The sequence below is a fragment of the Gordonia spumicola genome (genome assembly GCF_009932475.1).
In the GTDB taxonomy this organism is placed as follows: Bacteria; Actinomycetota; Actinomycetes; order Mycobacteriales; family Mycobacteriaceae; genus Gordonia; species Gordonia spumicola.
In genome coordinates this window covers 2,224,801-2,250,738 of sequence record NZ_BJOV01000005.1, presented here as the reverse complement: position 1 = coordinate 2,250,738, position 25,938 = coordinate 2,224,801, and the positions used below count along the sequence as shown (strand labels likewise).

Below are 25,938 nucleotides of genomic sequence, written 5' to 3'. Positions count from 1 at the left end.
TCACCGGACATTCACTACGGTGGCGACATGGGATCCTACGCAGACGCCTTCGCTCGCAGCATTGATCACCCCGACGAGTTCTGGCTCGACGCCGCCTCGGGAGTCGACTGGATCACGCCACCGACGCGGGCGCTCGACGACTCGAACCCGCCGATCTACCGGTGGTTCCCCGACGCGAGCCTGAACACGTCGGTCAACGCGCTCGACCGCCATGTCGCGAACGGTCGCGGGGACCAGGTGGCGCTGATCTGGGATTCGGCGATGACCTCGACGGTCCGGACCTACACCTACGCGCAGCTGCTCGACGAGGTCGCCGCCTTCGCGGGGGTTCTCGCCGCGCAGGGGGTGGGCAAGGGGGACCGCGTCGTCGTCTACCTGCCGATGATCCCGGAGGCGGCGATCGCCATGCTCGCGTGCGCCCGCATCGGAGCCGTTCACTCGGTGGTGTTCGGCGGATTCGCCGCGCCCGAACTCGCGACCCGCATCGACGACGCCGAACCGGTCGCCATCGTCACCGCATCGGGCGGCCTCGAGCCGGGACGGACCGTCGAGTACCTGCCACTCGTGCGGTCGGCGATCGAGCAGGCGTCGTCCACGCCGCGCACCGTCATCGTCAAGGACCGCGTCGAGATCGACGGATCGGCGTCCGACTACGACGGCTGGCTCGACTGGGACGCCGAACTCGCGAGCGCCGAGCCCGCGGCTCCCGTCGAGGTGGCCGCCACCGATCCGCTGTACATCCTGTACACGTCGGGGACCACGGGGAAGCCGAAGGGCGTCGTCCGCGACAACGGCGGCCACGCCGTCGCGCTGACCTGGTCGATGCGCAACGTCTACGACATCTCGCCGGGCGACGTCTGGTGGACGGCGTCCGACGTCGGCTGGGTGGTGGGGCACAGCTATATCGTCTACGGCCCGCTGCTGGTCGGCGCGACGACGGTCATGTACGAGGGCAAACCCGTCGGGACACCCGATGCGGGCGCGTTCTGGCGGGTGATCGACCAGCATGAGGTGGCCGCTCTGTTCACCGCGCCGACGGCGATCCGCGCCATTCGCAAGGCCGATCCCAAGGCCGTCGAACTCGGGCGATACGACACGTCGACGCTGCGCACGTTGTTCGCGGCGGGGGAGCGGCTCGACCCCGACACGTACACGTGGGCGTCCGCGAAGCTCGGCGTCCCCGTCGTCGACCACTGGTGGCAGACCGAGACCGGCTGGGCGATCGTCGCCAATCTCCGGGGCCTCGAACCGATGCCGATCAAGGCGGGATCGCCGACGGTGCCCGTCCCCGGCTACGCGGTCGAGGTGGTCGACGCGACGGGCGGTCCGGTCGAGGCCGGCGGGGAGGGCAACATCGTCATCCGACTCCCGCTGCCGCCCGGCACCCTCGCCGGACTGTGGCGCGACGAGGATCGGTTCCGCGCGTCGTACCTGAACACCTTCGACGGCTTCTACCTCACCGGCGACTCCGGATACATCGACGCCGACGGCTACGTCGTGGTCCTCGGACGATCGGACGACGTCATCAACGTCGCCGGTCATCGACTGTCCACGGGAAGCATCGAGGCTGTCGTCGCGTCGCATCCGGCGGTCGCCGAGTGCGCGGTCATCGGCATCCACGACGACCTCAAGGGTCAACGGCCCAGCGGCTACGTGGTGCTCAAGGCCGGTGTCGAGATCGACGACGACACCCTGCGATCGGAGCTGGTCCAGCGCGTGCGCGACGAGATCGGAGCCGTCGCGACGTTCCGCGACGTCACCGTCGTCGCGTCGCTGCCGAAGACCCGCTCCGGGAAGATCCTCCGCAAGACGATGCGGCAGATCGTCGACGGGGAGGAGTACGCGGTGCCGTCGACCATCGAGGACGCATCGGTCCTCGATGCACTCGCGGCGCAGCTCGGCAGGTAGCCGACCTAGCCGAGAACCCCGGGCCGGAGCATCCGGCGCATCACGCGCATCACGTCGTCGACGGTGGTGTCCGGGTTCTCGGCGTTCTCGACGATCGCGAAATTGACGGCCCCGAGGTACGCCGACCAGACCAACGGATCGGTGTCGGCGACGGGCAGGCCCTGCTGGGCGGCCCGATCGGAGACGGCGGCGAGCAGGTCGGCCCACTTGAGCCTTCGTTCGCGCCGATACACCTCGAACGCCGGGCTCACCCCGACGACCTCGACGAAGCTGAGTCGGATCCGCTCCGGGCTGTCGGCGTAGTAGTCGACGAACGCGGCGACACCCGCCTCGAGCACGTCGTCGAGCCGAGCGTGCCGTTCCAGTGCCGCGACCACCGCGTCGGACACCGCGGACATCGTCGCATCCTGGATGTCGTCGTAGACGGCCTTGAGCAGGTCCTCGCGGTCAGTGAAGCTCTCGTAGAACTGCCGGGACGACAGTGACGCGTGTCTGCAGACGGCCGGGATGCTGCTGGCGGCGTATCCCTGTGTGCCGAAGAGGGCGAGAGCCGAGTCCAGGAACCTCGTGCGACGTTGCCTGCGTCGATCGTCGACGGGCTGGCCGCGGTAGCTCCTGGACTCGGTCACGCACCCAAACTACTTGCCCTTTCCGATCGCCGCGCCGAACAGCGCGGCGAGGTCGGTCCCGATGGTCTGCGAGAACACCGGCCACCATTGCGCCTTCGTCGCCATCGACAGCTCGTCGCGCGTGCTGCATCCCGGGCTCGCGGCCTTGCCGTCGAGCCTGTCCTTGAGCCACAAGAACGCGAGCGGTGCTCCCGACACCTCGCCGATCAGGTGTTCGGACAGGTGATCGCGGGTATAGGTGATCGACGGGCCTTCGACCTTGCAGTAGTCCTTGACCAGCGTGTTCACCTGCGCGACAGGTACGATCTCGTCGAGCTGCGAGTTCCAGATGTACATCGGCATGTCGGGGCGGGTGGTGCCCATGCGAGTGTCGGCGAGGAGACGCTTCACCTCGGGTGCACGGAACGCGCCGCCGGGGTAGTCGATGAGGCCGACGTTGTTCAGGAACGGGAACGTCATGGCCTGGTACTGCACGCACAGCGGCCCCTTGAGGTCACGCAGCGCCTTGCCCACCGGATTCAGGCGGCGGTCGAGGAACCTGTCGAAGTAGCGGTACTCGCGGGCGAGGCCGAACACGGCGCCCAGGATGAGCCCGCTCGTCGCACCGTTCTGGGCGGTGCGAAGCAGCGAACCGAGGTCGGCGGGGACGCCGCCTTCCGCGGCGCCGACGATGTTCAGCTCGGGCGCGTACGTCTTCTTGAGCTCGGCCGTGTGGCCGGTGACGATCGCGCCGCCCGAGTAGCCGTACAGGCCGATCGGCGAGGCGTCGGTGACGGTCGACGGCGCGAAGTTCTTCACCGCACGAAGACTGTCGAGGGTGATGCGTGCGCCGAGCGGTCCGGCGGCGTAGGCGTTGTTCGGGCCTTCGTGGTCGGGGAGGACGAGGGCGTACCCCTGGGCGAGGAAGCCCTGTGCCACGAGCAGTTCGGCCGGTGCGACGACCTGACCGAGCAGTGGGCTCGCGTTGAGATTCTGGATCGCGTACGACGGCGCGCAGTACCCGGCCGTCGAGTCCTCGGCGATCTGCATCGAGACCACCTTGCGGACACCCTTCGTCGCGCCCCTCGGCTTGAGGATCGTCGTGACCGCGGGGATGGGCCTGCCCGCGCTGTCGGTCGACCGGAAGGAGAGCTGCCACGCGTCGACGTTGAGTGGCGCGATCCCGACGTTGGCCGCCGTGATGCGTCGAGCCGCGAGGATCTGTCCGGGCTCGGCCGCCTCGACCTTCGACGCCGAGGGTCGATAGAACGACGCGTCGAACTCCGGAGGCAGCGGCACCATCGGCGCCTGCGAGACGCGCGGTGTCGGAGCGGCTCCGGCAGGCGCGGCGAGCGCCGTCGCTCCGGTCAATGCTGCCGTCACAGCACAGACGATCGTCATGAATGGTCGACGCACGTCGTCCCCCTTCAGTTGTGAAACAACTATGTTTCAAATTTGGGAGAATCTTACGACGCTGTGTCGTCGCACACAAGGCCTCCTCGTGCACGAAGGCCGTCACCCGTAAGCGGGTGACGGCCTTCGTCGTATGTGCGCCGAGGACTACTTCAGTTCGGAACTGCTCTTGCCGAGCACGCGGCGCGCGATGATCAGCTGCTGGATCTGCTGGGTGCCCTCGAAGATGTCGAGGATCTTCGAGTCTCGGGCCCACTTCTCCAGGAGCGTGCGCTCGGAGTATCCGAGAGTCGAGGCCAGTTCGACGGCCTTGTTCGTCACATCGGTACCGGTGCGCCCGGCCTTGGCCTTGCTCATCGACGCCTCGAGCGAGTTCGGCATCTTGTTGTCGGCCATCCACGCCGCCCGCAGGGACAGCAGGTACGCGGCCTCCCAGTCGGACTCCAGGCGGATGAACTCGGCGGCCGCGGCGGGCTGATCGGCCGCGGGACGGTCGTAGTCGATCTCCACGCCCGCGTCCTCAAGGAGTGTGCGCAGCTCTTCGAGCGCGGCGCGTCCGACGCCGACGGCCATCGCCGCGACCATCGGGCGGGTGTTGTCGAAGGTCTGCATGACCCCGCCGAAGCCCTTCTTGACGTCCACCTCGGGCGAGCCGAGCAGGAACGTCGCGGGGATGCGGCAGTCCTCGAAGCGGATCACCGCGGTGTCGGACGCCTTGATGCCGAGCTTGTGCTCGAGACGGGCGACCGTGACGCCGGGATGATCGCGCGGGACGACGAAGCTCTTGATCGCGGCACGACCCAGGCTGCGGTCGACCGACGCCCACACCACGATGTGCGATGCACGCGAACCGGCGGTGACGAAGATCTTCTCACCGTTGATCACGTACTCGTCGCCGTCGCGGGTCGCGGTGGTGGTGACGGCGGCGGAGTCCGAACCGAAGCTCGGCTCGGTGATCGCCATCGACGCCCACACCTCGCCGCCCATCGCTTCGAGCTGTTCGTCGGTGGCGACGGCCGCGATGGCGGCATTGCCGAGGCCCTGGAACGGGATCGACAGCATGAGGCCGACGTCGCCGTAGGACGCCCACATCGAGTTGAGGACAGACTGCATGTTGCCGCCGTTGGCGACGTAGCCCTCGGGGCGGTCCTTCTTCTCGTCGCCGCGGCCGCCGGACGCGCCCGCACCGGCCTGACCTGCGGCGGCGAGGCCGTTGTACAGATTGGCGAGGGTGTCGAGCTCCACCGGGTATTCATGCTCGGCGAGGTCGTACTTGCGGCTGATCGGCCGGAAGATCTGCAGGGCCGCCTGGCGGGCCTGATCGATCGTCGGTTCCAGCTTCTTCGGGAGTTCCAGATTGATTGCCATGAGGCTTCTCCTTCACAGGTCACCGTCCTAGAGGACGATGACGCCCTCTCCGATGCCCGCGCCGCGCAGATCGCGGTACCAACGCTCCACCGGATGCTCCTTGGTGAAGCCGTGGCCGCCGAGGAGCTGCACGCCGTCGAGGCCGATCTGCAGACCCTTGTCGATGGTCAGCTTGCGGGCCAGCGCGGCCTCCCGGGCGAACGAGAGTCCCTGCTCGGCGCGCGATGCGCCACGCAACGTCACCAGACGCAGTCCGTCGATCTCGGTCGCCATGTTCGCGACCATGAACGCCACGGCCTGGCGGTTGGAGATCGGCTCGCCGAACGCCTCGCGCTCGTTGACGTAGGGGATCACGTAGTCGAGGACGGCGGTCGAGGTGCCGACCGCGAGCGCCGACCAGCCCAGGCGCGACAGGCGGACCACGTCGCGGTACGCGGCGGCGGCCTCATCGCCTTCGACCTCGCCGAGCAGTGCGCTCGCGGGCACCGCGACGTCGTCGAGGACCAGGCGACCCATGCCTGCGGCGCGCAGGCCCATGCCCGGGTCGGCCTCGACCGACAGGCCCTTGGTGTCGGATTCGACGATGAACAGCGCCGGACGGCCGTCGAGCTGTGCGCCGACGATGAACAGTTCGGAGCTGCCTGCGGCGGGGACGAAGCTCTTCACGCCCGAGATCCGGTAGCCGCTCGGAGCGCGAGTCGCCTTGGTCTGCAGTGCGAAGGCGTCGAACAGGGGACGCGGTTCGGCGATGACGACCGACGACGTCGGGACGTTCTCGCCCGCGTAGTCCGGGAGATAGGTGCGCTGCTGACCGTCGCTGCCGAAGTTGGTCAGCGTGGTCGCCACGCCGCTCGGTGCGAGCAGCGGGACCGCGAGGCCCATGTCGCCGTACGCCATCGCCTCGGCGACCAGCGCGTTCGTGACGACGTTGCGTTCGGTCGCCGCGCCGTCGAGCTCCTCGGGCACGTTGATCATCGTGATGCCGAGTTCGGCCGATCGCTTGAGGATGTCCTCGGGAGCGGTCGCGGCGTTGTCGGCGTCGTAGGCGGCCGGACGCAGGATCTCGGTCGAGAAGTCCTTGACGGTCTCGGCGATCATCGCCTGCTCGTCGTCCGGGTTCAGGTTGAAGAAGCCCTTCGACGCGGTGGCCGGACGCTGCGGCTTGCCGCCGCCCGCGACCTGGGTGAAGGCACGGTTGGCCGCGCCGAGCGTCTTGAAGCCGGTCTTGGTGGCCTCGTAGGCGACGCGGTTGATCGGCTCGCGGAGGCCGTACTTCTCGGCCAGCTCGGAGCCGGTGATCGCGGTCAGCACGCGCATCGCAGCGCCGATGGCGGTGCGCTTGTGGGGAGCTGCGCCGACGGACGACGTGTCGCGGGGTTCGGTGTTCGTTGTCATTTCCTCACCAGATGTGTCGAGAGAACGGACCGGCGGAGTTCTTACTCCGTAGTAAGAACAAACCTTACTCCTGGGTAAGAACGTTGTCACGCGGCGTTGTCGAAGTCGTCCGGCGATGGGCCGAGTAGCGTCGAGAACATGCTGTTCACCCACCTGGAGCATTCCTGTGTCCTCGTCGAACACGACGGAACGAGGGTCCTGTTCGACCCGGGAACCTTCTCCGTCGGCTTCGAAGGTCTGACCGGACTCGACGCGATCCTGGTGACCCACCAGCATCCCGACCACGTCGACCCGGAACGACTGCCCGATCTCGTCACGGCCAACCCCGACGCGATCCGCTACGCCGATCCGCAGACCGCAGCGCAGCTCAACGATCGAGGCGATGCGGGAACCTGGTCGGTCATCGGCCCGGGAGAGCTCGTCACCGTCGGAGCCTTCACCGTCCGCGGCACGGGCGGGCGGCACGCCGTCATCCACCCCGAGCTGCCCGTCATCGACAACATCTCGTACGTCCTCGACGTCGACGGCCTGCCCGGGGCGTTCTGCCACCCCGGCGACAGTCTCTACATCCCGTTCGAGAGGATCGACGTCCTCGCGATCCCCGCCGCAGCACCGTGGCTCAAGATCAGCGAGCCCGTCGACTACCTGCGCGCCGTGAATCCCCGCATCGCCTTCGGCATCCACCAGGCTGTCCAGTCCGACGCGGGCCGAGCCGTCCACAACACCCGTCTCGCCGAGATGGCTCCCGCGGGGACCGCGTACCGCACCCTCCCGCTCGGGGAGGCCGTCGAGCTCTAGGCGAGGGCGGTCAGCACGTCGTCGTGCAGCAGACCGTTGGAGGCGACGGCGCTGCCGCCTGCCGGACCGTCGACGCCGTCGAGGCTGGTGAAGCGCCCGCCAGCCTCGCGGACCAGGATGTCGAGGGGAGCGAGGTCCCACAGCGAGACCTCCGGTTCGGCGGTGACGTCTACGGCGCCCTCGGCGACGAGACAGTAGTTGAAGAAGTCGCCGTAGCCGCGGACCCGCCACACGCGGTCGGTGAGATCGATGAACCGATCGCGGATCCCGCGGTCCTTCCACCCGGAGAGGCTGGAGAACGCCAACGACGCCGACTCGACGTCTGGAACACCCGACACGCCGATGGCCCGCTCGACACCGTCGTGCGAGGTGAACGCGCCGCCGCCTGCGGACGCCCACCATCGACGGTTCAACGCGGGCGCGCTGACCACGCCGACGACGGGAACGCCGTCGACGAGCAGGGCGATGAGCGTCGACCACACGGGGACGCCCCGGACGAAGTTCTTGGTGCCGTCGATCGGGTCGAGCACCCACTGCCGTCCTTCGAGCAGGGGATCTCCGCCGAACTCCTCGCCGAGGACCGCGTCGTCGGGGCGGGCCGCCGACAGCTCCTCGCGGAGGAGCCGTTCGCAGGCGAGGTCGGCGTCGGAGACCGGCGTCAGATCGGGCTTGGAGTCGACCTGCAGGTCGAGTGCGCCGAAACGTGCGGAAGTGAGTGCGTCTGCGGCGGTCGCCAGCGCGAGGGCGAGGGCGAGATCGGACGCGTGTTCGGAACCGGTGGAGTCAGTGGGCACGCGGCAACGCTACCGAGAATGGGCGCTGGCCGCGACGGTAGGGTGAAGCCATGCCGTCGTGGATACTCGTCCTGTTCACCGCGCTGTTGATCGTGAGTGTGATCCTGCTGAAGGTCTCGCGCGGAAACGGTCCGGCGGGTGGATTCGGCGCACCGTCGGCCTCTCGCGGTTGGGCCGACGGCACCCTCACCGTCACGAGTGCGGCCAGCGGCGCGATGGACCGCAACGGCGAACGCACCTGCACCGTCACCGGAATGATCGTCGGACCGGGCGCGGCGGCCGTCGAAGTGTACGGACGTGTCGTCCTCCCGTCCGGTGCGACGCAGCCGCGGACGGGCGAGGAGATCCCGGTCGTCTACAAGCCGGGCAAAGAAGAGTCCACCTGGCGTTTCGGCACACTCTCCGACTCGGTCGGCTGAGCCGGTTCGGTAGGCTGACCGGGTGCATCCCGAAGCCTCTGCCGACCTCGAATCGCTCGACGCCACCCTGACCACCGTCGAGAAGGTGGTCGATCTCGACGAACTCCGCCGCCGCATCGACGAGCTGGAGATGCAGGCGTCCGATCCCGACCTGTGGAACAACCAGGATCACGCGCAGAAGGTGACGAGCGAACTGTCGCACGCGCAGGCCGAGCTGCGTCGCGTCACCGAACTGCGGTCGCGGCTCGACGACCTGCCGGTGCTGTACGAACTCGCCGAGTCGGAGGAGGGCGACGCCCTGACCGCCGCGGTCGCGGACGCCGACGCCGAGCGCGTCGACCTCCGCAAGGACATCGAGGCGATGGAGGTGAAGACGATGCTGGCGGGCGAGTACGACCCGCGCGAGGCGCTCGTCAACATCCGTTCGGGCGCGGGCGGCGTGGACGCGGCCGACTGGGCTCAGATGCTGATGCGCATGTACATCCGCTGGGCCGAACAGCACGACCACAGTGTCGAGGTCTACGACACGTCGTACGCCGAAGAGGCGGGCCTCAAGTCGGCGACGTTCGCGATCAAGGCCCCGTACATGTACGGCACGCTGTCGGTCGAGCAGGGCACGCACCGCCTCGTCCGCATCAGCCCCTTCGACAACCAGGGCCGACGTCAGACGTCGTTCGCCGAGGTCGAGGTGCTCCCGGTGGTGGAGACCACCGACCACATCGACATCGACGAGAACGATCTCCGCGTGGACGTGTACCGCTCGTCGGGCCCCGGCGGGCAGTCGGTCAACACCACCGACTCGGCGGTCCGACTCACGCACGTGCCGACGGGGATCGTCGTGACCTGTCAGAACGAGAAGAGCCAGCTGCAGAACAAGGCGGCGGCCATGCGCGTGCTGCAGGCCAAGCTCCTCGAACGCAAGCGCCTGGAAGAGCGTGCGCAGATGGACGCGCTCAAGAGCGACACCGGCGCGAGCTGGGGCAATCAGATGCGCTCGTACGTCCTGCACCCGTATCAGATGGTCAAGGACCTGCGGACGAACGTCGAGTCGAACAACCCGAGCGCCGTCCTCGACGGCGACCTCGACCAGTTCATCGAAGCGGGCATCCGGTGGCGGATGGACGAGAACGCGTAAGGCATGACGCCTCCCGTCACCTACCTCGTCGACACGCTCGGTCTGCCCTCGTGGATGCGCACGTGGGAGAAGTGGCTCGCGGTCGACTTCGTCAGCATCCTGCTGTGGGTCATCGGCGCGATGCTCGTGATCCGGTTCATCCGGTGGGGCGCCGACAGCTACTCCCGGCGTACGGTCACCAAGTTCGAGAACAGCGACGACATCGTCCAGTCCGAGGACATGAAGCACCGTCGGGCGCTCGTCGACGTGGTGGCGTGGACGCTGATCTCGCTGGTCGTGGTGATCGTCGGACTGCGCATGCTGTCGACGTGGGTCACCACCTCGAGCCTGGTCGGGCTCAGCGCGGTGCTCGGCGCCGCGCTCGGTTTCGGTGCGCAGCGCATCGTGCAGGACGTCCTCGCGGGCTTCTTCATCATCGCCGAGCACCAGTACGGCTACGGCGACGTCGTGAAACTGTCGGTGTCGGGCGGTGACGCCGAGGGGACCGTCGAGGACGTCACGCTGCGCGCCACGCGTCTGCGCAGCGTGGACGGCGAACTGATCACCGTCCCCAACGGTCAGATGATCAAGTCGACCAACCTGTCGAAGGACTGGGCGCGCGCGGTCGTCGACGTCCCGGTCCCGGTGGACGCCGACATCAACGTCGTCAACGACACCCTCCGTGAAGTGGGGCAGCGGTTCTACGCCGACCCGAAGTGGAATCGGCTCCTGCTCGATCCGCCGACTCCGCTCGGCGTGACGAACTTCGAACTCGACTCGGTGACAGTCCGGATGGTGGCGCGCACCCTGCCCGGCCAGCAGTTCGGCGTCGGACGAGCACTGCGCTCGGACATAGTCTTCGAACTGTGGCAGCACGGCGTCGACGCGTCGGGCGCCGCGAACGAGACGGACGGGATGCAGGAATGACCGAACCGACCCTCAGCGGCCCCAACCCGGTCGTCGTTCCGCCGACCCGCGGGCAGCGGATGTTCGCGACCGTCCGGCACGTCTACCACACGCGTATCCGGACGACGACCGTCGTGCTGATCGTCCTGTGGTTCGGCCTGCTCGCCTTCTTCGGGTTCTCGTCCGAACACTACGATCCGACGCCGCCGCGGACGTCGACGCAGGTCACCGACGACCAGCAGCCCGCGCGGCGGACCGTCGAACCGACCCGCGAGACGACGACCACCACCACGCCGACGGCGACGTCCACGACTCAGACGTCCACCGTCGAGGACACCCCGACGTCGGTCCCCGGTCGCGAGACCGCGCCGGCCGAGACCACCGTGACCAGCGAGACCGTCGAACGGCCCGGCGCCGCGAGCACGACACCCGAACGCAGCACGGAACGCTGACCGCGCGAGTGTCAGTACACTTGGACAGCGTGATCAAGCTGTCGAATGTGACGATGCAGTACGCGAAGTCGACGAGACCCGCGTTGTCGAACCTGACGCTGGAGATCGACAAGGGAGAGTTCGCGTTCCTCATCGGCCCCTCCGGGTCGGGCAAGTCGACGTTCTTCCGGCTCCTGCTGAAAGAGGACAAGCAGACCTCGGGCGACACCTGGGTCGGCGACTATCACGTCAACAAGCTGCGAGGTCGTCAGGTGCCGAGGCTGCGCCAGTCCATCGGCTGCGTGTTTCAGGACTTCCGCCTCCTCCAGCAGAAGACGGTCGCCGACAATGTGGCGTTCGCGCTGCAGGTGATCGGCAAGCCCGCGTCGACGATCCGCGAGGCCGTCCCGGAGACCCTCGAATACGTCGGTCTCGCGGGCAAGGCCGACCGCATGCCGCGCGAACTGTCCGGCGGCGAGATGCAGCGGGTCGCGATCGCCAGGGCGATCGTCAACCGGCCCGCCGTGCTGCTCGCGGACGAGCCGACCGGCAACCTCGACCCGGAGACCAGCGAGGGGATCGTCGACGTCCTCGACCGCGTGAACCGCGGCGGAACGACTGTCGTCATGGCGACCCACGACCGCCACATCGTCGATTCGATGCGCCGCCGGGTGGTCGAATTCCACAACGGTTCGCTCGTCCGCAATGACGAGTACGGCGTGTACGGCATCGGCTGAGCCGCAGAGAAAGAGAGACAAGCAGCTCATGCGTGCGAATTTCATCATCCGCGAGGTCTTCAGCGGACTCCGCCAGAACATCACCATGACGGTCGCCATGATCTTGACCACGGCGATCACCCTCGGCATGCTCGGCGGCGGCATGCTGGTGATCCAGATGGCCGACAAGAGTCAGAAGATCTTCCTCGACAGGGTCGAGATGCAGTTCTTCATCAACGACGCCGTCACCAAGGCCGACCCCAACTGCCTGGCCGCGCCGTGCACCACCCTGCGGGCGAACCTGGAGGCCGAGCCCGGAGTCGGGTCGGTCACGTTCATCAGCCAGGACCAGGCTTTCAAGACGGCCAAGGCGTCGTGGGAGAAGGACTCTCCCGAACTCGCCGACTTCATCCGCAAGGAGGCGTACCAGGGTGCGCTGCGTGTGCGGATGGACGACCCGAGCCGATTCGGCGAGGTGCTCGACAAGTACTCGAGGGCGGAGGGCGTCGACGGCGTCCTCGACCAGCGCGACCTCGTCAAACGCATCTTCAGCGTGCTCGACGGCGCGCGGAACGCCGCGTTCGCGATAGCAGCGGTGCTGGCGGTCGCCGCGATCATGTTGATCGTCAACACCGTCCAGATCGCGGCCTTCACCAGACGGACGGAGGTGTCGATCATGCGCCTGGTCGGCGCCACGCGCTGGTACACGCAGTTGCCGTTCCTGCTGGAAGCGGTGGTGGCGGCGGTCGTCGGCGCGCTGCTCGCGATCGGCGGTCTCTTCCTCGCGAAGATATTCTTCTTCGACAAAGCGCTCGAAGACCTCTACGGTGTGAACATCCTGGCGCGCATAACCACGTCCGACGTGTGGTTCGTCTCGCCGTGGCTCATCCTCTCCGGCATCGTTCTGGCGAGTGTGACCGCCTACGGCACGCTGCGCGTCTACGTTCGAGAATGAGCACGAGTATTCAGGAGGTGAATCGTGCCTAGGGAGAAGGGCAAAGCGGTGATCGCCACCAACCGCAAAGCTCGGCACTTGTACACCATCCTGGACACGTACGAGGCCGGCATGGTGCTGCAGGGCACCGAGGTGAAGGCGCTGCGTGAGGGGAAGGCGTCGTTGGTCGACGCGTTCGCGACGATCGACGACGGCGAGGTGTGGATCAACGGTCTGCACATCGCCGAGTACGGCAGCGGCACGTGGACCAATCATGCGCCTCGCCGCAAGCGGAAGCTGCTGCTGCACCGTCGTGAGATCGACAACCTGATCGGGAAGATCCGGGACGGCAACCTGACGCTCGTCCCGTTGCAGATGTACTTCTCCGATGGGCACGCCAAGCTCGAACTGGCGCTGGCGCGCGGCAAGCAGGCGCACGACAAGCGCCGCGACATCGCCGAGCGCACCGCCAAACGCGAGGTGGAACGCACCATCGGGCGGCGGGTCAAGGGCATGTGAGATCGGCCGACCCGATATCGGGATGATTCTTCTCGTCGGGTTGGTTACTATTAGATGTCCGCCGGAAACGGGGGACACCGCCAAGGGGCCGATCGGTTTCGACTACGTGCACCAAGGTGGGGGAAGCGTGTCGGTGCAGGCTAGAGACCACCGTAAGCGTCGCAGCAACCAATTAAGCGCCGATACCAATCAGCGCGACTACGCACTCGCTGCCTGATCAGCGAGGCTAGTCTGTCGGCCCGGTTCTAAGTTCCCGGAACCGGATGCCGGCATCAGCTAGGGAACTCACTGCCGTCGCCGGTCGCGGACGACGACAGGACAACAAACAGCGACTGGGATCGTCATCTCGGCTTGTTCGTGAGACCGGGAGATCCGAGTAGAGACACAGCGGACTGCACACGGAGAAGCCCCATCGACGTGACGGAGGACCCGGGTTCAATTCCCGGCGGCTCCACTCGAGGCCCCTCACCTGTTCCGGCAGGTGAGGGGCTTTTCTCGTCGGGTCCCCGGGTACGACGGCGCCCCCGACCGCTGGGCGGATCGGGGGCGCGGAATCGTGGTCGCTACTGGACGCCCGAGAAGACGTGCCGAAGCGCCTCGAAGATGTACGGGTTGCTCTGAATCGTGCTCCACAGCCACTGATCGATCATGGCGACCTACTTCCTATTGGTCCGTTTGGTTTACTGCCGTGACGACAGTATCGGACATCCGCATCATTCGGTCTGCCGCTTGGCGAACACTCGGAGGGCATCGAGGTAACCGGGCACATATATGGACCTCGGGGCGAAGATCGACCGTCCGAAAGCCTGCAATCCATCCGGGTGGTACTCGATGTCGTTCCGGGTCATGCTGTGCGTCCCGTCGGGAACGTCTTTGACGGTCAACGTGCCGGGCGGCATCGTCGCCCGATACACGCGTTCGGTCTCGGCGACGTCCACATCGCGGTCCCGGCCGCCGAGCACGAGAAGGGTCGGAATCGACACAGTGGCGAGATCGGCGGTCGAGTCGGCGCGGAAGTTCCGTGACTCGAATCCCCACCTCGCTTCGGACATCGGCTCGTCGTCGACGCCGGACTTCAGGTAGGCCGCGTAGTCGGCCCCGGCACGCAGGAGCGCGATGCGCTTGGTTCGACGGGCCATCTGGTCCGCGATGCGTTCGGGCGTCGCACCGTCGGCCCGCAGTTCGGTCCGGAGCGCGAACTCGCCTTGTCTGAGCCAGTTCACGGCCGGTCCGACGAGGATCATGAAGCGCAGATCGGGGCGCGCGTGCGCGACCTCGGGCAGTACCCATCCGGCCTGACCGACGCCCCACGCCCCGATGCGGGTGGTGTCGATGTCGCTCCTGGTGTGCGCCCACGCTATCGCCGCATCCACCTCGGCGGCGCGGTCGTGCATGGACTGCGACTCCCAGTCGCCCGGAGCTCCGTCGACGCCGGGTTTGTCCCACGACAGGCTCGCGAACCCGGCCTTGGCGAAGGCGTCCCACAGCGGCTTGTACGTGTCGTCGCGGTTGGCGTTCGCCGGGCCGTCGCCGTGGACGAACACGACGAGGCCGTACGGTCCGCCGGTGTCGGCCGGCCGGGCGAGGACCGCGTGCAGTTCGCCACGCGGACCCGGAATGGTGACTCGTTCCTCGTGAAACTTGAAGTCGTTCGCCACGAGGATCCACACGGTGACGCCGACCACGAGTGCGATGACCGTGCCGATCGCCGTCAGTGTCAGTTTCTTCCCGCGGCTCACACAGGAGAGCTTAGTCGGCCGACGGGAGCGGCTCGCCGACGACGGGGCGGTAGACGCCGACGGCCCCCGCGCCCGTGAAGACGGGTGCGGGGGCCGCGCGGTGACGTGGTGTTACTTGATACCGGAGAAGATCAATGCTAGTACGCCGAACAGTCCGTCGTTGGAGTTGATCGCGTTCCACAGTGCCTGGTCGAACATGTAGTTCTCCTCTCAGATGGGCGTTGTGCCGCGAACGCGACGGTACCCGGTCAACCTGAGGGGCTTCTCAGTTCTGTTCGGGGTCGCCGAGCACGGTGTAGTCGCCCTCCGCGTACTCCTTGCGGACACGCTTCTTGTCGAACTTGCCGACCGAGGTCTTCGGGACCTCGGTGACGAACGACCACCGCTCGGGGATCTGCCACTTCGGGACGCGGTCCTCGAGGAACTTCTTGTGCGCCTCGATGTCGGCGTCGTCCTCGGAGCGGACGACGGCGAGAACGAACGGACGCTCGTCCCACTTCTTGTCCGGGACACCGACGACGGTCGCCTCGACGATCGCCGGGTTGGACGCGATGATGCTCTCGAGCTCGACGGACGAGATCCACTCGCCGCCGGTCTTGATCATGTCCTTGGCGCGGTCGACGATCGTCATGAAGCCGTCCGGGGTGACCGTGGCGACGTCGCCGGTGCGCAGCCAGCCGTCATGGAACTTCGACTCGTCGGTCACGTTGCCTGCCGGGTCGTAGTACGCGCCCGTGATCCACGGGCCCGACACCTCGAGTTCGCCTGCGGACTCGCCGTCCCACGGCTGCTCGGATCCGTCGTCGCCGATCAGTCGGGCGGCGACCGGCGACGGGAAACGGCCCTGCGTGACGCGGTACGAGAACTCGTTCTCCTCGGTGGCGCCGGCCGGCGGGCGGGCGACGGTGCCCAGCGGCGACGTCTCCGTCATGCCCCAGGCGTGGATGATCGTGACACCGTAGTCGTCGAACTTCTTGATCATCGACGGCGGGACCGTGGCGCCACCGACGACCACCTCGCGCAGGTGGCTGATGTCCTGCGGCTTCGCGTCGAGCATCGCCGAGACGCCCGCCCAGATGGTGGGCACGGCGGCGGCCAGCGTGGGCTTGGCGGCGTCCATGATCGCCAGCAGCGGCTCGGGCTGCAGGAAACGGTCGGGCATGATCAGCGTCGCGCCGCACATCATGGCGGCGTAGGGCAGACCCCACGACATGACGTGGAACATCGGGACGATGGCGAGCATCGAGTCGGCGTTCGACAAGCGCATGCCCATCGTCGTGGTGACGATCAAGGAGTGCAGGTAGATGCTGCGGTGCGAGTAGACGACGCCCTTCGGGTCGCCCGTGGTGCCCGACGTGTAACACATGACGGCGGCGTCGTTCTCGTCGACGTCCGGCCACGCGAACGTGGTCGCCTCGTCGGAGATCAGGTCGTCGAACTGGTGGACGGTGATGCCCTCGGGCGCGGCGATCGCCTCGGCGGGGCCGTTGACCACCACGACGTGCTGCACGTTCGGCGTGCCCTGCAGGTACTGGCCGAGCATCGGCGCGACGGTGGCGTCGACGAAGATCACCTTGTCGTCGGCGTGGTTGATGATGAAGACGGCCTGCTCCGGCGAGAGACGCAGGTTCAGGGTGTGCAGGACGGCGCCCATCGACGGGACGCCCGCGTACAGGGCCTGGTGCTCGTTGTTGTTCCACATGAACGTGGCGACCCGGTCGCCGCGCTGCACGCCGAGCTTGGTGAGCGCGTTCGCGATCTTGGCTCCGGTGTCGGCGATCTCCGCGAACGACTGGGAGCGCAGCGAGTCGCCGGTCCACGTCTGGATCGACGCTTCGGGGAACATGCGGCGGCTGTACTCGACGAGGCTCGGAATCGTGAGTGCGCCGCGCTGCATCGTGGTCTGGATCAAGAGTGGTCTCCTTCAATCGCCGTCCGGATGGGCCGGACCATACGTTCGCCGAAAAGTGAGCGGATTCACGCCGCCGTCGGCTAGTTTCCTAGACTAGCCGAGACGAATGCATCATTTCTAGACAATGGTGCATCCACTATGAAGGGATTCGCCCGTGTCGTCCGAAGATGTGATCGCGTTGGCGACGCAGCGGTTCATCGCGGGTGAGCGGATCGAGGTCGGCGAGATCGCGGCCGCGTCGGGCGTGAACCGCAGCACCGTCTACCGCCGATTCCACGGGCGCGACGGGCTGCTCGCCGAAGTGATCTGGAATCTCACCTCGATGTCGATGGAGGCGGCGATCCGCGGTGCCACGGGAAGCGGCGCGCGGCGTCTCACCGAGGTGATGGTCGGATTCGCTGCGCGCGCCAACAGCGCCGACTACATCCGGACGTTCTTGAACCGGGAGCCCGAGCGTGCGTTGCGCCTGATGATGACGCACGAGGGCGGTGTGCAGCCGCGGATCATCGAACGGATCGCCGAGGTGATCGCGGAGGAGATCGCCGCGGGCTCGATGGTGCCGCCGCTTCCCGTACCCGACCTGGCCTTGATCCTCGTGCGCATCACCGAGACCTTCGTCTACGCGACGGTGATCAGCGGCGAGGAGCCCGATGCGGAGAAGGTCCGGCAGGCGTGCGGCGCTCTGCTCGGAGTCGTCAGCGCGTGAGTTCGGCGACGATGACCGGCACGTGCGAATGCTCGACGTCCTTCGCGGCCGTCGCGAGTTCGACGTGGCCCGTGTCGGCCAGTGCCCGTAGTTCGGCGAGGGCCGCGGCCGCCGGGGGCTCGGCCAGCTCGTCCCGGTAGCGGGCGACGAAATCGTCGTATCGATCTCGGTGTGCGTGGTACCAGGCACGCAATTCGTTCGACGGTGTCACGTCTTTGACCCACCGGCCGATCCGGGGATCGTCCTTGCGGATGCCGCGCGGCCACAATCTGTCGACGAACACCCGGTCGGCGGTGGGCGGGTCGTAGACGCGGGCGACGGTGATGCTCATGCGATCCGCACTCCTCTCGCGAGTTTCCGGGCGGGCACCCGCAGGCGTCGTGCGGCGACGGCAAGTCCCCCCGCGCCGAGCAGGAGCGTCATCAGCAGACCGATGAACCAGGACCGGCCGATGTTCCGGTACTCGCGGTGTGACGCCGGTTCGCCGTAGACCGGTCGCGGGCAGGTCTGATCGGTGGTGTCCGGTCCCGTCCGTGCGGCGGACTGCAGGAGGGCGAAGAAGCCGGATGCACCGGGTGCGTCGCCGGTCCTGGCGCCGTCGACGCCGCCCGCGATCACGTCGGAGACGATGAGGACGGGGTTCGGCGCGAGCATCCACCACGTGTACTCGGTGTGGTAGAACTCCTTCTCCTTCTGCTCGACGCGGCATTCGCCCATGTAGACGTCGTTTCGTGCGACGCCGACCGTCGTCGTCCGTGCGGTGACCGGGTAGGTGATGCCGAATCCGATCGGCAGCCCGATGAGCAGCAGCAGGACCATCGCCTGGGTCAGCATCGCCGACGCGGCCGGGCGGGTCGTCAGTGACGAGAAGCCGAGCCCGATCGCGCAGTAGGCGAGCATCATGACGGCTACGACGATCACGGCGAGCACGCCGGCGGCGATCGACGCGGGGCTGGAGAACACGCCCCACACCAGGTAGGGGAGCGATACGCCGATCATCGCGAGGGACGCGGTCCACGACCCGAGGAGTTTGCCGACGGCGAGGTCCCACGAGGAGACGGGCGTCGCCTGCACGAGCGCGAGGGTCGCGTCTCGCCGGTCGCCGTTGATCGACGTCGCACTCAGTGTGGGAGCGGCGGCGAGGCCGAGGAACAGGACGACGCCGATCGCAGTGTCCAGAAGCGACTGCGACCACGGCGTATAGCCGATGCCCGCGACGACGACCGCGAGATAGAACGAACCGAGGATCACGGCGCTGATCAGGAAGAACAGGACGAGCGCGGTGATCCGCCAGCGGGTGGAGCGGATGCGCTGCCGGATCTCGAGTCCGGCGATGAGCATGACTGCCTGCGGATTCATGTCAGGTCCTGTCGGCGTCGAGGTCGAGGTAGGCCTGTTCGAGGCCGGACGTGATACGCGTGAACTCGGCGATCGGCGTCTGTTGGGCGACGAGCTGGGCGAGATACGCCGCGGCCGCCGCGTCGTCCTGGAGTTCGACGACGACGGCCTGGTCGGCGGGCTGCCCGATCAGACGGATGCGCCACCGCGGCCGGGACGGGGTCGTGCTCGGGACGTGGGTGAAGCCGCCGGTCATGAACACGACGTCGTCGACCATCTCCTCGAGTTCACCGAGGATGTGCGACGAGACGAGCACCGTCGCTCCCTCCGCGGCGATCGCGCGGAGTTGGGCGCGCAGCTCGATGCGCGAGCGCGGGTCCATGCCGGATGCGGGTTCGTCGAGCAGCAGGATCTGCGGGCGGTTGACGAGGGCGCGGGCGAGGCCGAGACGTTGCTTCTGTCCCCGTGACAGGCCCGACGCCGGATGATCGGTGAACTCGACGAGATGGACCTGGTTGAGCAGTTCCAGGGCGCGTGTGTCCGCGGTCGCCTTGTCGGCGCCGTGCAGGCGGCCGAACGCGATGAGGATCTCGCGCGGCGTCAGCGACTCCCAGGTGCCGAACACGTCGGGCATCCAGCCGGTTCGGGAGCGGAGGGCGACGGGGTCGGCGACGGTCCCGCCCGCGAACAGTTGCCCGGAGTCGGGCGCGAGGAGGCCCGCGAGCATGAGGAGCAGCGTCGTCTTGCCCGCGCCGTTGGGACCGACGAGGCCGGTGATCCGGCCCGCGTTCAAGGCGATGTCGGCGTGTGCGACGGCCCGGTAGGCGCCGAACGAGCGGGACAGTCCGGCCGCGGACAGCAGCGGCGGCGTCACGCGGTCACCGTCGCGCGGGCCCGGTCCAGGGCGGTGCGGACGAAGTCGATCGCCTCGCCCTGCCAGAGACCGATGTGGTCGAGCATGGCGTGACCACCGCCGGGGACGCCGACGTAGGTGGCGTCGAGGCCGCGTTCGGTCAGCTCGACGATGCCTTTCGCGGTGCGTTTGGCGAGCGTCACCCGGTCAGCGTCACCGTGGACGGCGACCACTCGGACGTCGTCGTGGATGTGCCGCCAGTCGGCGAACTGCCACCAGGGCGCCAGCGCGAGGACGTCAGTGACCCGCGGGTCGTCGCCCAACTGCGCGGCGATGCGTCCACCCATGGAATGGCCGATGACGGCGACGGGGACGTCCGGGTGGTCGTGAGTGAACTGGTCGAGGGCGTTGCGCGCGTACGGCATGGGACTGGCCTGTCCGCCGTTCCAGCCGTAGACGCGGTAGCGGGCCTGCCGGACTCGGACGCGTGGGCCGAACGCGGCCGCGATCGACGCGGTGAACGGGTACATGCGGATCGCCGACGCCTGCCACGGCGAGAACGGTCGATAGCTCGAGTCGGTTCCGCCCGGCAGCACCAGGACGTTCAGGTCGGGCGCGGGCATAGGAATACGTGTGAACATGGTCCCCCAGTCGCTTTGTCCATTCCGACAATAGCCAGGCAGCGGTGGCAGAATCGTTCGCATGGCTGATCCGAGAGCTGGAACCCCCGCCCGCCCCGACGATCTGATCGACGTCGCCGCCGTCGAGCGGGCCTACTACGACGTGACGCCCGATCCCGCCGATCCCGGCCAGCGGGTGGCGTTCGGGACGTCCGGACACCGCGGTACCAGCGTCGACGGATCGTTCAACGAAGCGCACGTCCTGGCGATGACGCAGGCGATCGTCGAGCACCGCGAACGCGCCGGGATCGAGGGCCCGGTCTTCATCGGGTTCGACACCCACCTGCTGTCGAAGCCCGCGTGGCGGTCGGCGATCGAGGTGCTCGCGGGCAATGGCGTCACCGTGTTCACGGCCGTGGACGACGACTACACGCCCACCCCTGCGATCAGTCGGGCGATCCTGCGATTCAACACGGAGAACGTCGGCGTGCAGGCCGACGGGATCGTCGTCACGCCGTCGCACAATCCGCCCGCAGACGGCGGGTTCAAGTACAACCCGCCCAACGGCGGACCCGCGGACACCCCGATCACCACGCCGATCGCCGAGCGCGCCAACCAGATCCTCGAAGACGGGCTGCGCGCTGTGCGGAGGACGTCGTTCGAGCAGGCCAGGGCGTCGGACCTGGTGATCGAGTACCCGTTCTCCGGCGAGTACGTGACCGCGCTCGGCGACGTCGTGAACCTGGCCGCGATCTCGGCCGCGGGCGTCGAGATCGGCGCCGACCCGCTGGGCGGGGCGTCGGTGAACTACTGGGGAGAGATCAAGGACTTCTACGGGTTGGACGGCCTGACCGTCGTCAACCCGACCGTCGATCCGGCGTTCGGCTTCATGACGCTCGACACCGACGGCAAGATCCGCATGGACTGCTCCTCGCCGAACGCGATGGCGTCGTTGATCGCGCGCCGCGACGAGTTCGACATCGCGACCGGCAATGACGCCGACGCCGACCGGCACGGGATCGTCACCTCCGACGCCGGGCTGATGAACCCGAACCACTACCTGGCGGTCGCGATCGACTACCTGTTCTCGCACCGCGACGGTTGGCGCGCCGATGCCGCCGTCGGCAAGACGCTGGTGTCGTCGTCGTTGATCGACAGGGTGGTCGGCGGCCTCGGCAGGGGACTGCTGGAGGTCCCCGTCGGGTTCAAGTTCTTCGTCGACGGCCTGCTCGACGGGTCGGTCGGTTTCGGCGGTGAGGAGAGCGCCGGGGCGTCGTTCCTGACCGTCGACGGCAGACCGTGGTCGACGGACAAGGACGGCATCATCATGAACCTGTTGGCCTCGGAGATCCTCGCCGTGACCGGGAAGACGCCGTCGGAGCGGTACGCCGAACTCGCCGCGCAGTACGGCGAATCGGCCTATGCCCGCATCGACGCTCCCGCCGGGCGCGTGCAGAAGGCGAAGCTGGCGGCGTTGTCGTCGAGCCAGGTGTCGGCGAGCGAACTGGCGGGGGAGCCGATCACCGCGATCCTCACCGAGGCGCCCGGCAACGGCCGCGCCCTCGGCGGGCTCAAGGTGACCACGGAGAACGCCTGGTTCGCGGCCCGCCCCTCCGGCACGGAGGACGTGTACAAGATCTACGCCGAGAGCTTCAACGGACCCGAGCACCTCGCACGCGTCCAAGAACAGGCCCAGGCCCTGGTCGACTCCGTTCTCGCCGACTGACGGTCGCTACAGTCGTAGTCGTGAGCAAGAACAGCGAGAACAAGGACTACGAGCCGCGGGCGACGTCGAGCAGGGTGTCGTACGCGTTGATCGCGGTCGGCGTTGTCGTCGTCGCTCTGGTCGTCGGCGGGATCCTCTGGCAGTCGAACAAGTCGTATCCGCCGGTCGACGACAAGGTTCTCGCGGAGAACGCGTCGTTCATCGTCGGCGACCGGACCGCGCCCGAGACCATCGACGTCTTCGAGGACTTCCACTGCCCGCACTGCAAGGAGTTCGAGGCGAAGTCGGGCGCCGCGATTCAGGCCGCGGTCGTCGCGGGAAAGGTGCGCGTGCGCTATCACCTGCTGAACTTCCTCGACAAGGAGTCGGACTCGGGCGACTTCTCGTCGCGCGGCGCGGGCGCCGTCCTGTGCGTCGCCCGCAACGACAACCGCGACGTCTTCTGGAAACTGCACTCGCAGCTGTTCGCCAAGTCGGGCGACGACCCGTCCAACGCCGACATCGCCGAGCTCGCCCGGGCCGCAGGAGCCTCGCCCGCCACGGTGACGTGCATCGCCGACGGCAAGCTCGTCGACGAGGCCCGTTCGATGGCGGACGCGTCGAGCGGCCAGCTCGAGAACTCGACGAAGGGATCAGTCGTCACCCCGACGGTCCTGTCCGCGGGCACCGTCGTCGACGGAATCACCGACGGCCCCGGCTGGCTCGACGACGTCATCGCCAACCCGCCGAAGTCCTAGTCAGAACGGCGGTTCGCCGGCGCTGTTGAACTCCTGTCCGGCGAGAACTTTCGCTTCCGCTTCCGCGCAGGCGCGCGCGAAGCGCCGCTGCGACCGGAGTCGCATGCGGTAGGCGTGCTTGGTCGCGGCCCGACTTGCGAACCGTTGCGGTGGCACCGATCGGTCGGGCGTTCCGGGCTCGACGGGTGCGCCGTGCCTGCACGGGAGCAGCCCGAGTTCGGGGACGAGCCATTGGTTCGCGGCCCGTGTCCGGATGGCCTGCCCAGACGGGGTGACGGTCTCCACCCAGATGACGCCGTTCGCATCGGTTACGAGGTCGTCGAGCCAGCCGTCGACGAATGTCTTCACCAGATGGTGGAAGCGGCGGATTCAGGTGGCTAGCGCAACACCTGTGATGTCCTCGAAGAGTACCTCTCGGGGTTTGTTCCATCCGAGGACTTTCCGGGGGCGGCGGTTGAGGAGGCGTTCCATCTCGTACAAGTCTTCGTCGCTGACCGTGTTGAAGTCGGTGCCCTTCGGATAGAAGTCTCGGATCAGTCCGTTGGTGTTCTCGTTGGTGGGTCGCTGCCAGGGCGAGTGGGGGTCGCAGAAGAACACTTTGCAGTCGGTTGCCACGGTGAATTGAGCGTGTTCAGACATCTCCGGACCCTGATCCCAAGTGAGCGTGCTGAACAGGGCGTCGGGTACACGCACTGCCATCTGCTGGAGGACTTCGGCAACGGTTAGCGCCAGCCGGTTGTCGACCAGACGTCCAACAAGGGTGTAGCGCGAGCGGCGTTCGACCAAGCTAATCAGGGCGCTGTTCCGTGAGCCGATAACCAGGTCCCCCTCCCAGTGCCCTGGGATCGCTCGATCGGCAGCCTCGGCGGGGCGATCTGTGAGGCGGGCTCCTTCAAGCCACGGTCTATTGGTCGCGGCCGGCAGCTTCGAGCGTGGCTTGCGTACCGCTCGTCCCGAGCGCAGGGCCTTCTCGACGGTCAGTTCATGCCGCAGCGCCCCTCGTCCTTGCACGTAGAGGGCCTGGTAGATCGTTTCGTGCGACACATGCATCTCCGGGTCGTCAGGGAACTCTTTCCGGAGTTCGGCTGAGACCTGCTCCGGCGAGAGTCGGTCGTTCAACCGTTTCACAACTTCATTTCGCAGTTCACCAAAGACTTCGAGCTTCACCACCCTCGGTCTTATGCGATCAGCCACCGCGGCATAGTGCGCCGCTGCCGCGTGATAGTGAGGTTGAGCCTTATAGCTGAGTTGCTGGCGCGTCTTGATCTCACGGGAGACTGTCGATGGCGCGACTCCTAGCTCGGCCGCGATCTTGCGCATCGACAGGGGCGGGCTGCAGGCAAGTCCAGCTTCGATGAAGGAACGGTCCGCGAGCGTGAGTCGCCGATACTTAACCTCGCCGGTCGCTTGACCGGCAGTCATTGGAATCACACCGCCAGTCTTGCCGAAGTGGTACCGAAGTCCAGCGCGATGGGCCCATTTGTGGACCGTCGCCAATCCGACATTCAACGAGGCGGAAACGTCACGGCCAGAGCCGCCCTCTATGAGCGCCGTCAAGACAGCCGAGCGAACCTCCCATGGAAACCGATCTGGCACAGCAAACTCCTCTCCTCGGAGTGTTGCGCTAGCCACCTGAATCCGCCAGCGGCACTTCGGTGCCAGGTTGCACGGGCAGGTGGCACCGCCCGACGTGGGGTCTGCATGGTTGTACTCGGTGACGTGGTCGAGATCGCACGACCACGCGGCCCGGGTGCAACCGGGCACGGAGCACGTGCCGTGAACGGCGCGGACAGCGGTGTCCGTCGCCGCTGTCGGGCGGTAGGGGTTGCCTGCCTGGGCCGGGTTGTCGGCGATCGCCGCCATGTCGAGCGGTCTCACGGTGGCGTCGGGCCGTGCTGCGGCTTCCCGCACGTGGTGGGCGTCGATCACGCCGTATCCGTCCATCCACCCGGCCTTGTCCGACTCGCCGTTCAGCGTCGACGCATCGGCGACGACGTGGACGACGACCCGTGCGAATCGCTCGGCCACCTCGGTGTCGGTCGCGGTGGCCGGGCATTCGGGGTTGCCGCAGTCGCACGTGAACTCTCCGCCGGTGAGGCGGGCGATCGCGAAGTCAGCGCGGCGTGCGCCGACCGAACGGGAGTCGTCGGCGCACGTCAGTTCGGCGGCCGACGCGTCGACGGATTTCTTGGCGAGAAGGACTTGCTCCGCGTCGGCGGCGATCGTCAGTACGGACTCGTCGCCGTCGTGCGACACGTTGACGCCCTTGCCGCGCGCCTGACGGACGTCGCGCACGGCGTCGGGGTCGATCTCGGCGACGTGGCGGCGCGCGATCGATGCCGCATCGCTCTTCGAGACCGAGCCACTTTCGCGGATGTCGGTGGCGATCTCCGCGTCGATCGCGGACATGACGTCGGCGTCGACGATCGCCTTGCACTGCAGGATGATCTCGCGGAACGACGCAACAGAGATCAGGCCGTCGCGAAGCAGGGCTGCGACGTGCACGAGGCGGTCTCGCGCTTCCATTGCGGTGTCGACGACCGTGCGGCCCGCGCCGTTCGACATAGACATGAGTGCTGCGATCTCGGCACCGAGCACAGTCTCGGTGTCGAGCAGGAGGCGGTCCGACTCCGAGTCGCCGTCGTCGATGTCGGCAGTCCGACGGTTGAGGACGGCGATCACGAGCTGCAGGCGCCGCCACATGAGATTTGACTCCGTGGCCCACAGCGTGCGGTAGGCGCCCATGTCGTCGAAGTCGTTCCCAGCGGACTCGGCGCCGAGAGTGTTCAGGTCGACCTGCTCAGTGGACGTTGTGGAGTTCATGTCGCCGGCCCCTTCGCTTGATCGAATGTACGTTCCATCCTATCTCTCATATATGGCAGATTCAATAGTTTTCTAGAACAAATGTTCTATGCGTTGAACGCGTGTCGGCACTCCCGGAATTGCGCGACCGGGTGGCGTCAGGCCCCAGTCCAGCGGATTTG

At 67.3% G+C, this 25,938-nt stretch carries 25 protein-coding genes and 1 other RNA gene; 13 read left to right on the top strand and 13 right to left on the bottom strand.

Annotation, left to right across the window (positions count from 1 at the left end; all coding sequences use genetic code 11):
* Positions 1 to 27: 27 nt before the first annotated feature.
* Positions 28 to 1,908 carry a propionyl-CoA synthetase gene (locus tag GYB83_RS21770; RefSeq protein WP_161897358.1) on the top strand — a complete coding sequence of 627 codons (1,881 nt, stop codon included), beginning with the start codon at positions 28 to 30 and terminating at the stop codon, positions 1,906 to 1,908.
* Between the two features lie 5 nt (positions 1,909 to 1,913).
* Here GYB83_RS21770 and GYB83_RS21765 read toward each other — a convergent pair whose 3' ends face one another.
* From GYB83_RS21765 to GYB83_RS21750, 4 genes are all read right to left on the bottom strand, one after another.
* On the bottom strand, positions 1,914 to 2,537 hold the full coding sequence (locus GYB83_RS21765) for a TetR/AcrR family transcriptional regulator (protein WP_161897357.1): 624 nt from the start codon (positions 2,535 to 2,537) through the stop codon (positions 1,914 to 1,916).
* Between the two features lie 9 nt (positions 2,538 to 2,546).
* The gene (locus GYB83_RS21760) at positions 2,547 to 3,917 is read right to left on the bottom strand and encodes a lipase family protein (RefSeq protein WP_161897663.1); all 1,371 of its coding nucleotides are present in this window, start codon (positions 3,915 to 3,917) and stop codon (positions 2,547 to 2,549) included.
* Between the two features lie 159 nt (positions 3,918 to 4,076).
* Entirely contained in the window at positions 4,077 to 5,297 is a 1,221-nt protein-coding gene (locus tag GYB83_RS21755; protein ID WP_161897356.1) for an acyl-CoA dehydrogenase family protein, read from the bottom strand.
* 27 nt (positions 5,298 to 5,324) lie between these two features.
* Complete coding sequence (locus GYB83_RS21750) at positions 5,325 to 6,692, bottom strand: acyl-CoA dehydrogenase family protein (RefSeq protein ID WP_161897355.1); 1,368 nt, start codon at positions 6,690 to 6,692, stop codon at positions 5,325 to 5,327.
* Positions 6,693 to 6,830: 138 nt separating this feature from the next.
* Here GYB83_RS21750 and GYB83_RS21745 point away from each other — a divergent pair, with 138 nt between their 5' ends.
* Complete coding sequence (locus tag GYB83_RS21745; RefSeq protein ID WP_161897354.1) at positions 6,831 to 7,490, top strand: MBL fold metallo-hydrolase; 660 nt, start codon at positions 6,831 to 6,833, stop codon at positions 7,488 to 7,490.
* Here the strand turns inward: GYB83_RS21745 and hisN are convergent.
* Positions 7,487 to 8,284: a histidinol-phosphatase gene (gene hisN / locus GYB83_RS21740; RefSeq protein WP_161897353.1), complete on the bottom strand. Its 798-nt coding sequence runs from the start codon at positions 8,282 to 8,284 to the stop codon at positions 7,487 to 7,489. The two genes, GYB83_RS21745 and hisN, sit on opposite strands and share 4 nt — an antisense overlap.
* A gap of 50 nt (positions 8,285 to 8,334) precedes the next feature.
* Between hisN and GYB83_RS21735 the strand changes: the two genes are divergently transcribed.
* The 8 genes from GYB83_RS21735 (at position 8,335) to ssrA (ending at position 13,780) form a co-directional block, all read left to right on the top strand.
* On the top strand, positions 8,335 to 8,703 hold the full coding sequence (locus GYB83_RS21735) for a hypothetical protein (protein WP_161897352.1): 369 nt from the start codon (positions 8,335 to 8,337) through the stop codon (positions 8,701 to 8,703).
* Positions 8,704 to 8,725: 22 nt separating this feature from the next.
* Entirely contained in the window at positions 8,726 to 9,838 is a 1,113-nt protein-coding gene (gene prfB / locus GYB83_RS21730; protein ID WP_161897351.1) for a peptide chain release factor 2, read from the top strand.
* Between the two features lie 3 nt (positions 9,839 to 9,841).
* Positions 9,842 to 10,744, top strand: a complete 903-nt coding sequence (locus GYB83_RS21725; RefSeq protein ID WP_161897350.1) for a mechanosensitive ion channel family protein — start codon at positions 9,842 to 9,844, stop codon at positions 10,742 to 10,744.
* Positions 10,741 to 11,175, top strand: a complete 435-nt coding sequence (locus GYB83_RS21720) for an Rv3103c transmembrane domain-containing protein (protein WP_161897349.1) — start codon at positions 10,741 to 10,743, stop codon at positions 11,173 to 11,175. The genes GYB83_RS21725 and GYB83_RS21720 overlap by 4 nt, the downstream gene beginning before the upstream one ends.
* Before the next feature lie 29 nt (positions 11,176 to 11,204).
* Positions 11,205 to 11,891, top strand: a complete 687-nt coding sequence (ftsE, locus tag GYB83_RS21715; RefSeq protein ID WP_161897348.1) for a cell division ATP-binding protein FtsE — start codon at positions 11,205 to 11,207, stop codon at positions 11,889 to 11,891.
* A gap of 28 nt (positions 11,892 to 11,919) precedes the next feature.
* The gene (gene ftsX / locus GYB83_RS21710; RefSeq protein ID WP_161897347.1) at positions 11,920 to 12,825 is read left to right on the top strand and encodes a permease-like cell division protein FtsX; all 906 of its coding nucleotides are present in this window, start codon (positions 11,920 to 11,922) and stop codon (positions 12,823 to 12,825) included.
* Between the two features lie 24 nt (positions 12,826 to 12,849).
* The gene (smpB, locus tag GYB83_RS21705; RefSeq protein ID WP_008375784.1) at positions 12,850 to 13,323 is read left to right on the top strand and encodes an SsrA-binding protein SmpB; all 474 of its coding nucleotides are present in this window, start codon (positions 12,850 to 12,852) and stop codon (positions 13,321 to 13,323) included.
* 84 nt (positions 13,324 to 13,407) lie between these two features.
* Positions 13,408 to 13,780: a transfer-messenger RNA gene (gene ssrA / locus GYB83_RS21700) on the top strand.
* Between the two features lie 256 nt (positions 13,781 to 14,036).
* On the opposite strand, the gene GYB83_RS21695 is transcribed toward ssrA, so the two are convergent.
* Both GYB83_RS21695 and GYB83_RS21690 read right to left on the bottom strand, forming a co-directional pair.
* Positions 14,037 to 15,062 (bottom strand): alpha/beta hydrolase family protein, encoded by a 1,026-nt coding sequence (locus GYB83_RS21695; protein ID WP_161897346.1) that lies wholly within the window; start codon positions 15,060 to 15,062, stop codon positions 14,037 to 14,039.
* A 265-nt stretch (positions 15,063 to 15,327) separates the two neighbouring features.
* On the bottom strand, positions 15,328 to 16,974 hold the full coding sequence (locus GYB83_RS21690) for a long-chain fatty acid--CoA ligase (protein ID WP_186349830.1): 1,647 nt from the start codon (positions 16,972 to 16,974) through the stop codon (positions 15,328 to 15,330).
* Positions 16,975 to 17,128: 154 nt separating this feature from the next.
* On the opposite strand from GYB83_RS21690, the gene GYB83_RS21685 reads away from it, so the two are divergent.
* Positions 17,129 to 17,680: a TetR/AcrR family transcriptional regulator gene (locus tag GYB83_RS21685; protein ID WP_161897345.1), complete on the top strand. Its 552-nt coding sequence runs from the start codon at positions 17,129 to 17,131 to the stop codon at positions 17,678 to 17,680.
* Here GYB83_RS21685 and GYB83_RS21680 read toward each other — a convergent pair.
* The 4 genes from GYB83_RS21680 to GYB83_RS21665 are packed head-to-tail and all read right to left on the bottom strand — an operon-like array spanning position 17,670 to position 20,494.
* Positions 17,670 to 18,011 (bottom strand): DUF488 domain-containing protein, encoded by a 342-nt coding sequence (locus GYB83_RS21680; RefSeq protein WP_161897344.1) that lies wholly within the window; start codon positions 18,009 to 18,011, stop codon positions 17,670 to 17,672. The two genes, GYB83_RS21685 and GYB83_RS21680, sit on opposite strands and share 11 nt — an antisense overlap.
* Positions 18,008 to 19,039: an ABC transporter permease gene (locus tag GYB83_RS21675; protein ID WP_161897343.1), complete on the bottom strand. Its 1,032-nt coding sequence runs from the start codon at positions 19,037 to 19,039 to the stop codon at positions 18,008 to 18,010. Before GYB83_RS21675 ends, GYB83_RS21680 begins: the two co-directional genes overlap by 4 nt.
* A 1-nt stretch (position 19,040) precedes the next feature.
* Positions 19,041 to 19,892, bottom strand: coding sequence for an ABC transporter ATP-binding protein (locus tag GYB83_RS21670; protein ID WP_228461710.1), 852 nt, complete (start codon positions 19,890 to 19,892; stop codon positions 19,041 to 19,043).
* Positions 19,889 to 20,494 (bottom strand): alpha/beta hydrolase, encoded by a 606-nt coding sequence (locus GYB83_RS21665; protein WP_228461708.1) that lies wholly within the window; start codon positions 20,492 to 20,494, stop codon positions 19,889 to 19,891. Before GYB83_RS21665 ends, GYB83_RS21670 begins: the two co-directional genes overlap by 4 nt.
* A gap of 79 nt (positions 20,495 to 20,573) precedes the next feature.
* Here GYB83_RS21665 and pgm point away from each other — a divergent pair, with 79 nt between their 5' ends.
* Both pgm and GYB83_RS21655 read left to right on the top strand, forming a co-directional pair.
* Entirely contained in the window at positions 20,574 to 22,217 is a 1,644-nt protein-coding gene (gene pgm / locus GYB83_RS21660) for a phosphoglucomutase (alpha-D-glucose-1,6-bisphosphate-dependent) (RefSeq protein ID WP_161897341.1), read from the top strand.
* A gap of 20 nt (positions 22,218 to 22,237) precedes the next feature.
* A complete protein-coding gene (locus tag GYB83_RS21655) occupies positions 22,238 to 22,954 on the top strand; it encodes a DsbA family protein (protein ID WP_161897340.1) in 717 nt (238 codons plus the stop codon).
* On the opposite strand, the gene GYB83_RS21650 is transcribed toward GYB83_RS21655, so the two are convergent.
* Positions 22,955 to 23,302: a hypothetical protein gene (locus GYB83_RS21650; protein ID WP_161897339.1), complete on the bottom strand. Its 348-nt coding sequence runs from the start codon at positions 23,300 to 23,302 to the stop codon at positions 22,955 to 22,957.
* A gap of 21 nt (positions 23,303 to 23,323) precedes the next feature.
* On the bottom strand, positions 23,324 to 25,777 hold the full coding sequence (locus GYB83_RS24140; RefSeq protein WP_161897338.1) for an IS30 family transposase: 2,454 nt from the start codon (positions 25,775 to 25,777) through the stop codon (positions 23,324 to 23,326).
* Between the last annotated feature and the right edge of the window lie 161 nt (positions 25,778 to 25,938).

Bases quoted from the DNA above. Each gene is read 5' to 3' on its own strand.
- GYB83_RS21745 (WP_161897354.1), top strand. From the start codon at position 6,831: ATGCTGTTCACCCACCTGGAGCATTCCTGTGTCCTCGTCGAACACGAC.
- GYB83_RS24140 (WP_161897338.1), bottom strand. From the start codon at position 25,777: ATGAACTCCACAACGTCCACTGAGCAGGTCGACCTGAACACTCTCGGC.
- GYB83_RS21680 (WP_161897344.1), bottom strand. From the start codon at position 18,011: ATGAGCATCACCGTCGCCCGCGTCTACGACCCGCCCACCGCCGACCGG.
- GYB83_RS21725 (WP_161897350.1), top strand. From the start codon at position 9,842: ATGACGCCTCCCGTCACCTACCTCGTCGACACGCTCGGTCTGCCCTCG.
- GYB83_RS21720 (WP_161897349.1), top strand. From the start codon at position 10,741: ATGACCGAACCGACCCTCAGCGGCCCCAACCCGGTCGTCGTTCCGCCG.
- GYB83_RS21760 (WP_161897663.1), bottom strand. From the start codon at position 3,917: ATGACGATCGTCTGTGCTGTGACGGCAGCATTGACCGGAGCGACGGCG.
- GYB83_RS21770 (WP_161897358.1), top strand. From the start codon at position 28: ATGGGATCCTACGCAGACGCCTTCGCTCGCAGCATTGATCACCCCGAC.
- GYB83_RS21755 (WP_161897356.1), bottom strand. From the start codon at position 5,297: ATGGCAATCAATCTGGAACTCCCGAAGAAGCTGGAACCGACGATCGAT.
- GYB83_RS21675 (WP_161897343.1), bottom strand. From the start codon at position 19,039: ATGAATCCGCAGGCAGTCATGCTCATCGCCGGACTCGAGATCCGGCAG.
- pgm (WP_161897341.1), top strand. From the start codon at position 20,574: ATGGCTGATCCGAGAGCTGGAACCCCCGCCCGCCCCGACGATCTGATC.
- GYB83_RS21750 (WP_161897355.1), bottom strand. From the start codon at position 6,692: ATGACAACGAACACCGAACCCCGCGACACGTCGTCCGTCGGCGCAGCT.
- GYB83_RS21665 (WP_228461708.1), bottom strand. From the start codon at position 20,494: ATGCCCGCGCCCGACCTGAACGTCCTGGTGCTGCCGGGCGGAACCGAC.
- GYB83_RS21735 (WP_161897352.1), top strand. From the start codon at position 8,335: ATGCCGTCGTGGATACTCGTCCTGTTCACCGCGCTGTTGATCGTGAGT.
- ftsX (WP_161897347.1), top strand. From the start codon at position 11,920: ATGCGTGCGAATTTCATCATCCGCGAGGTCTTCAGCGGACTCCGCCAG.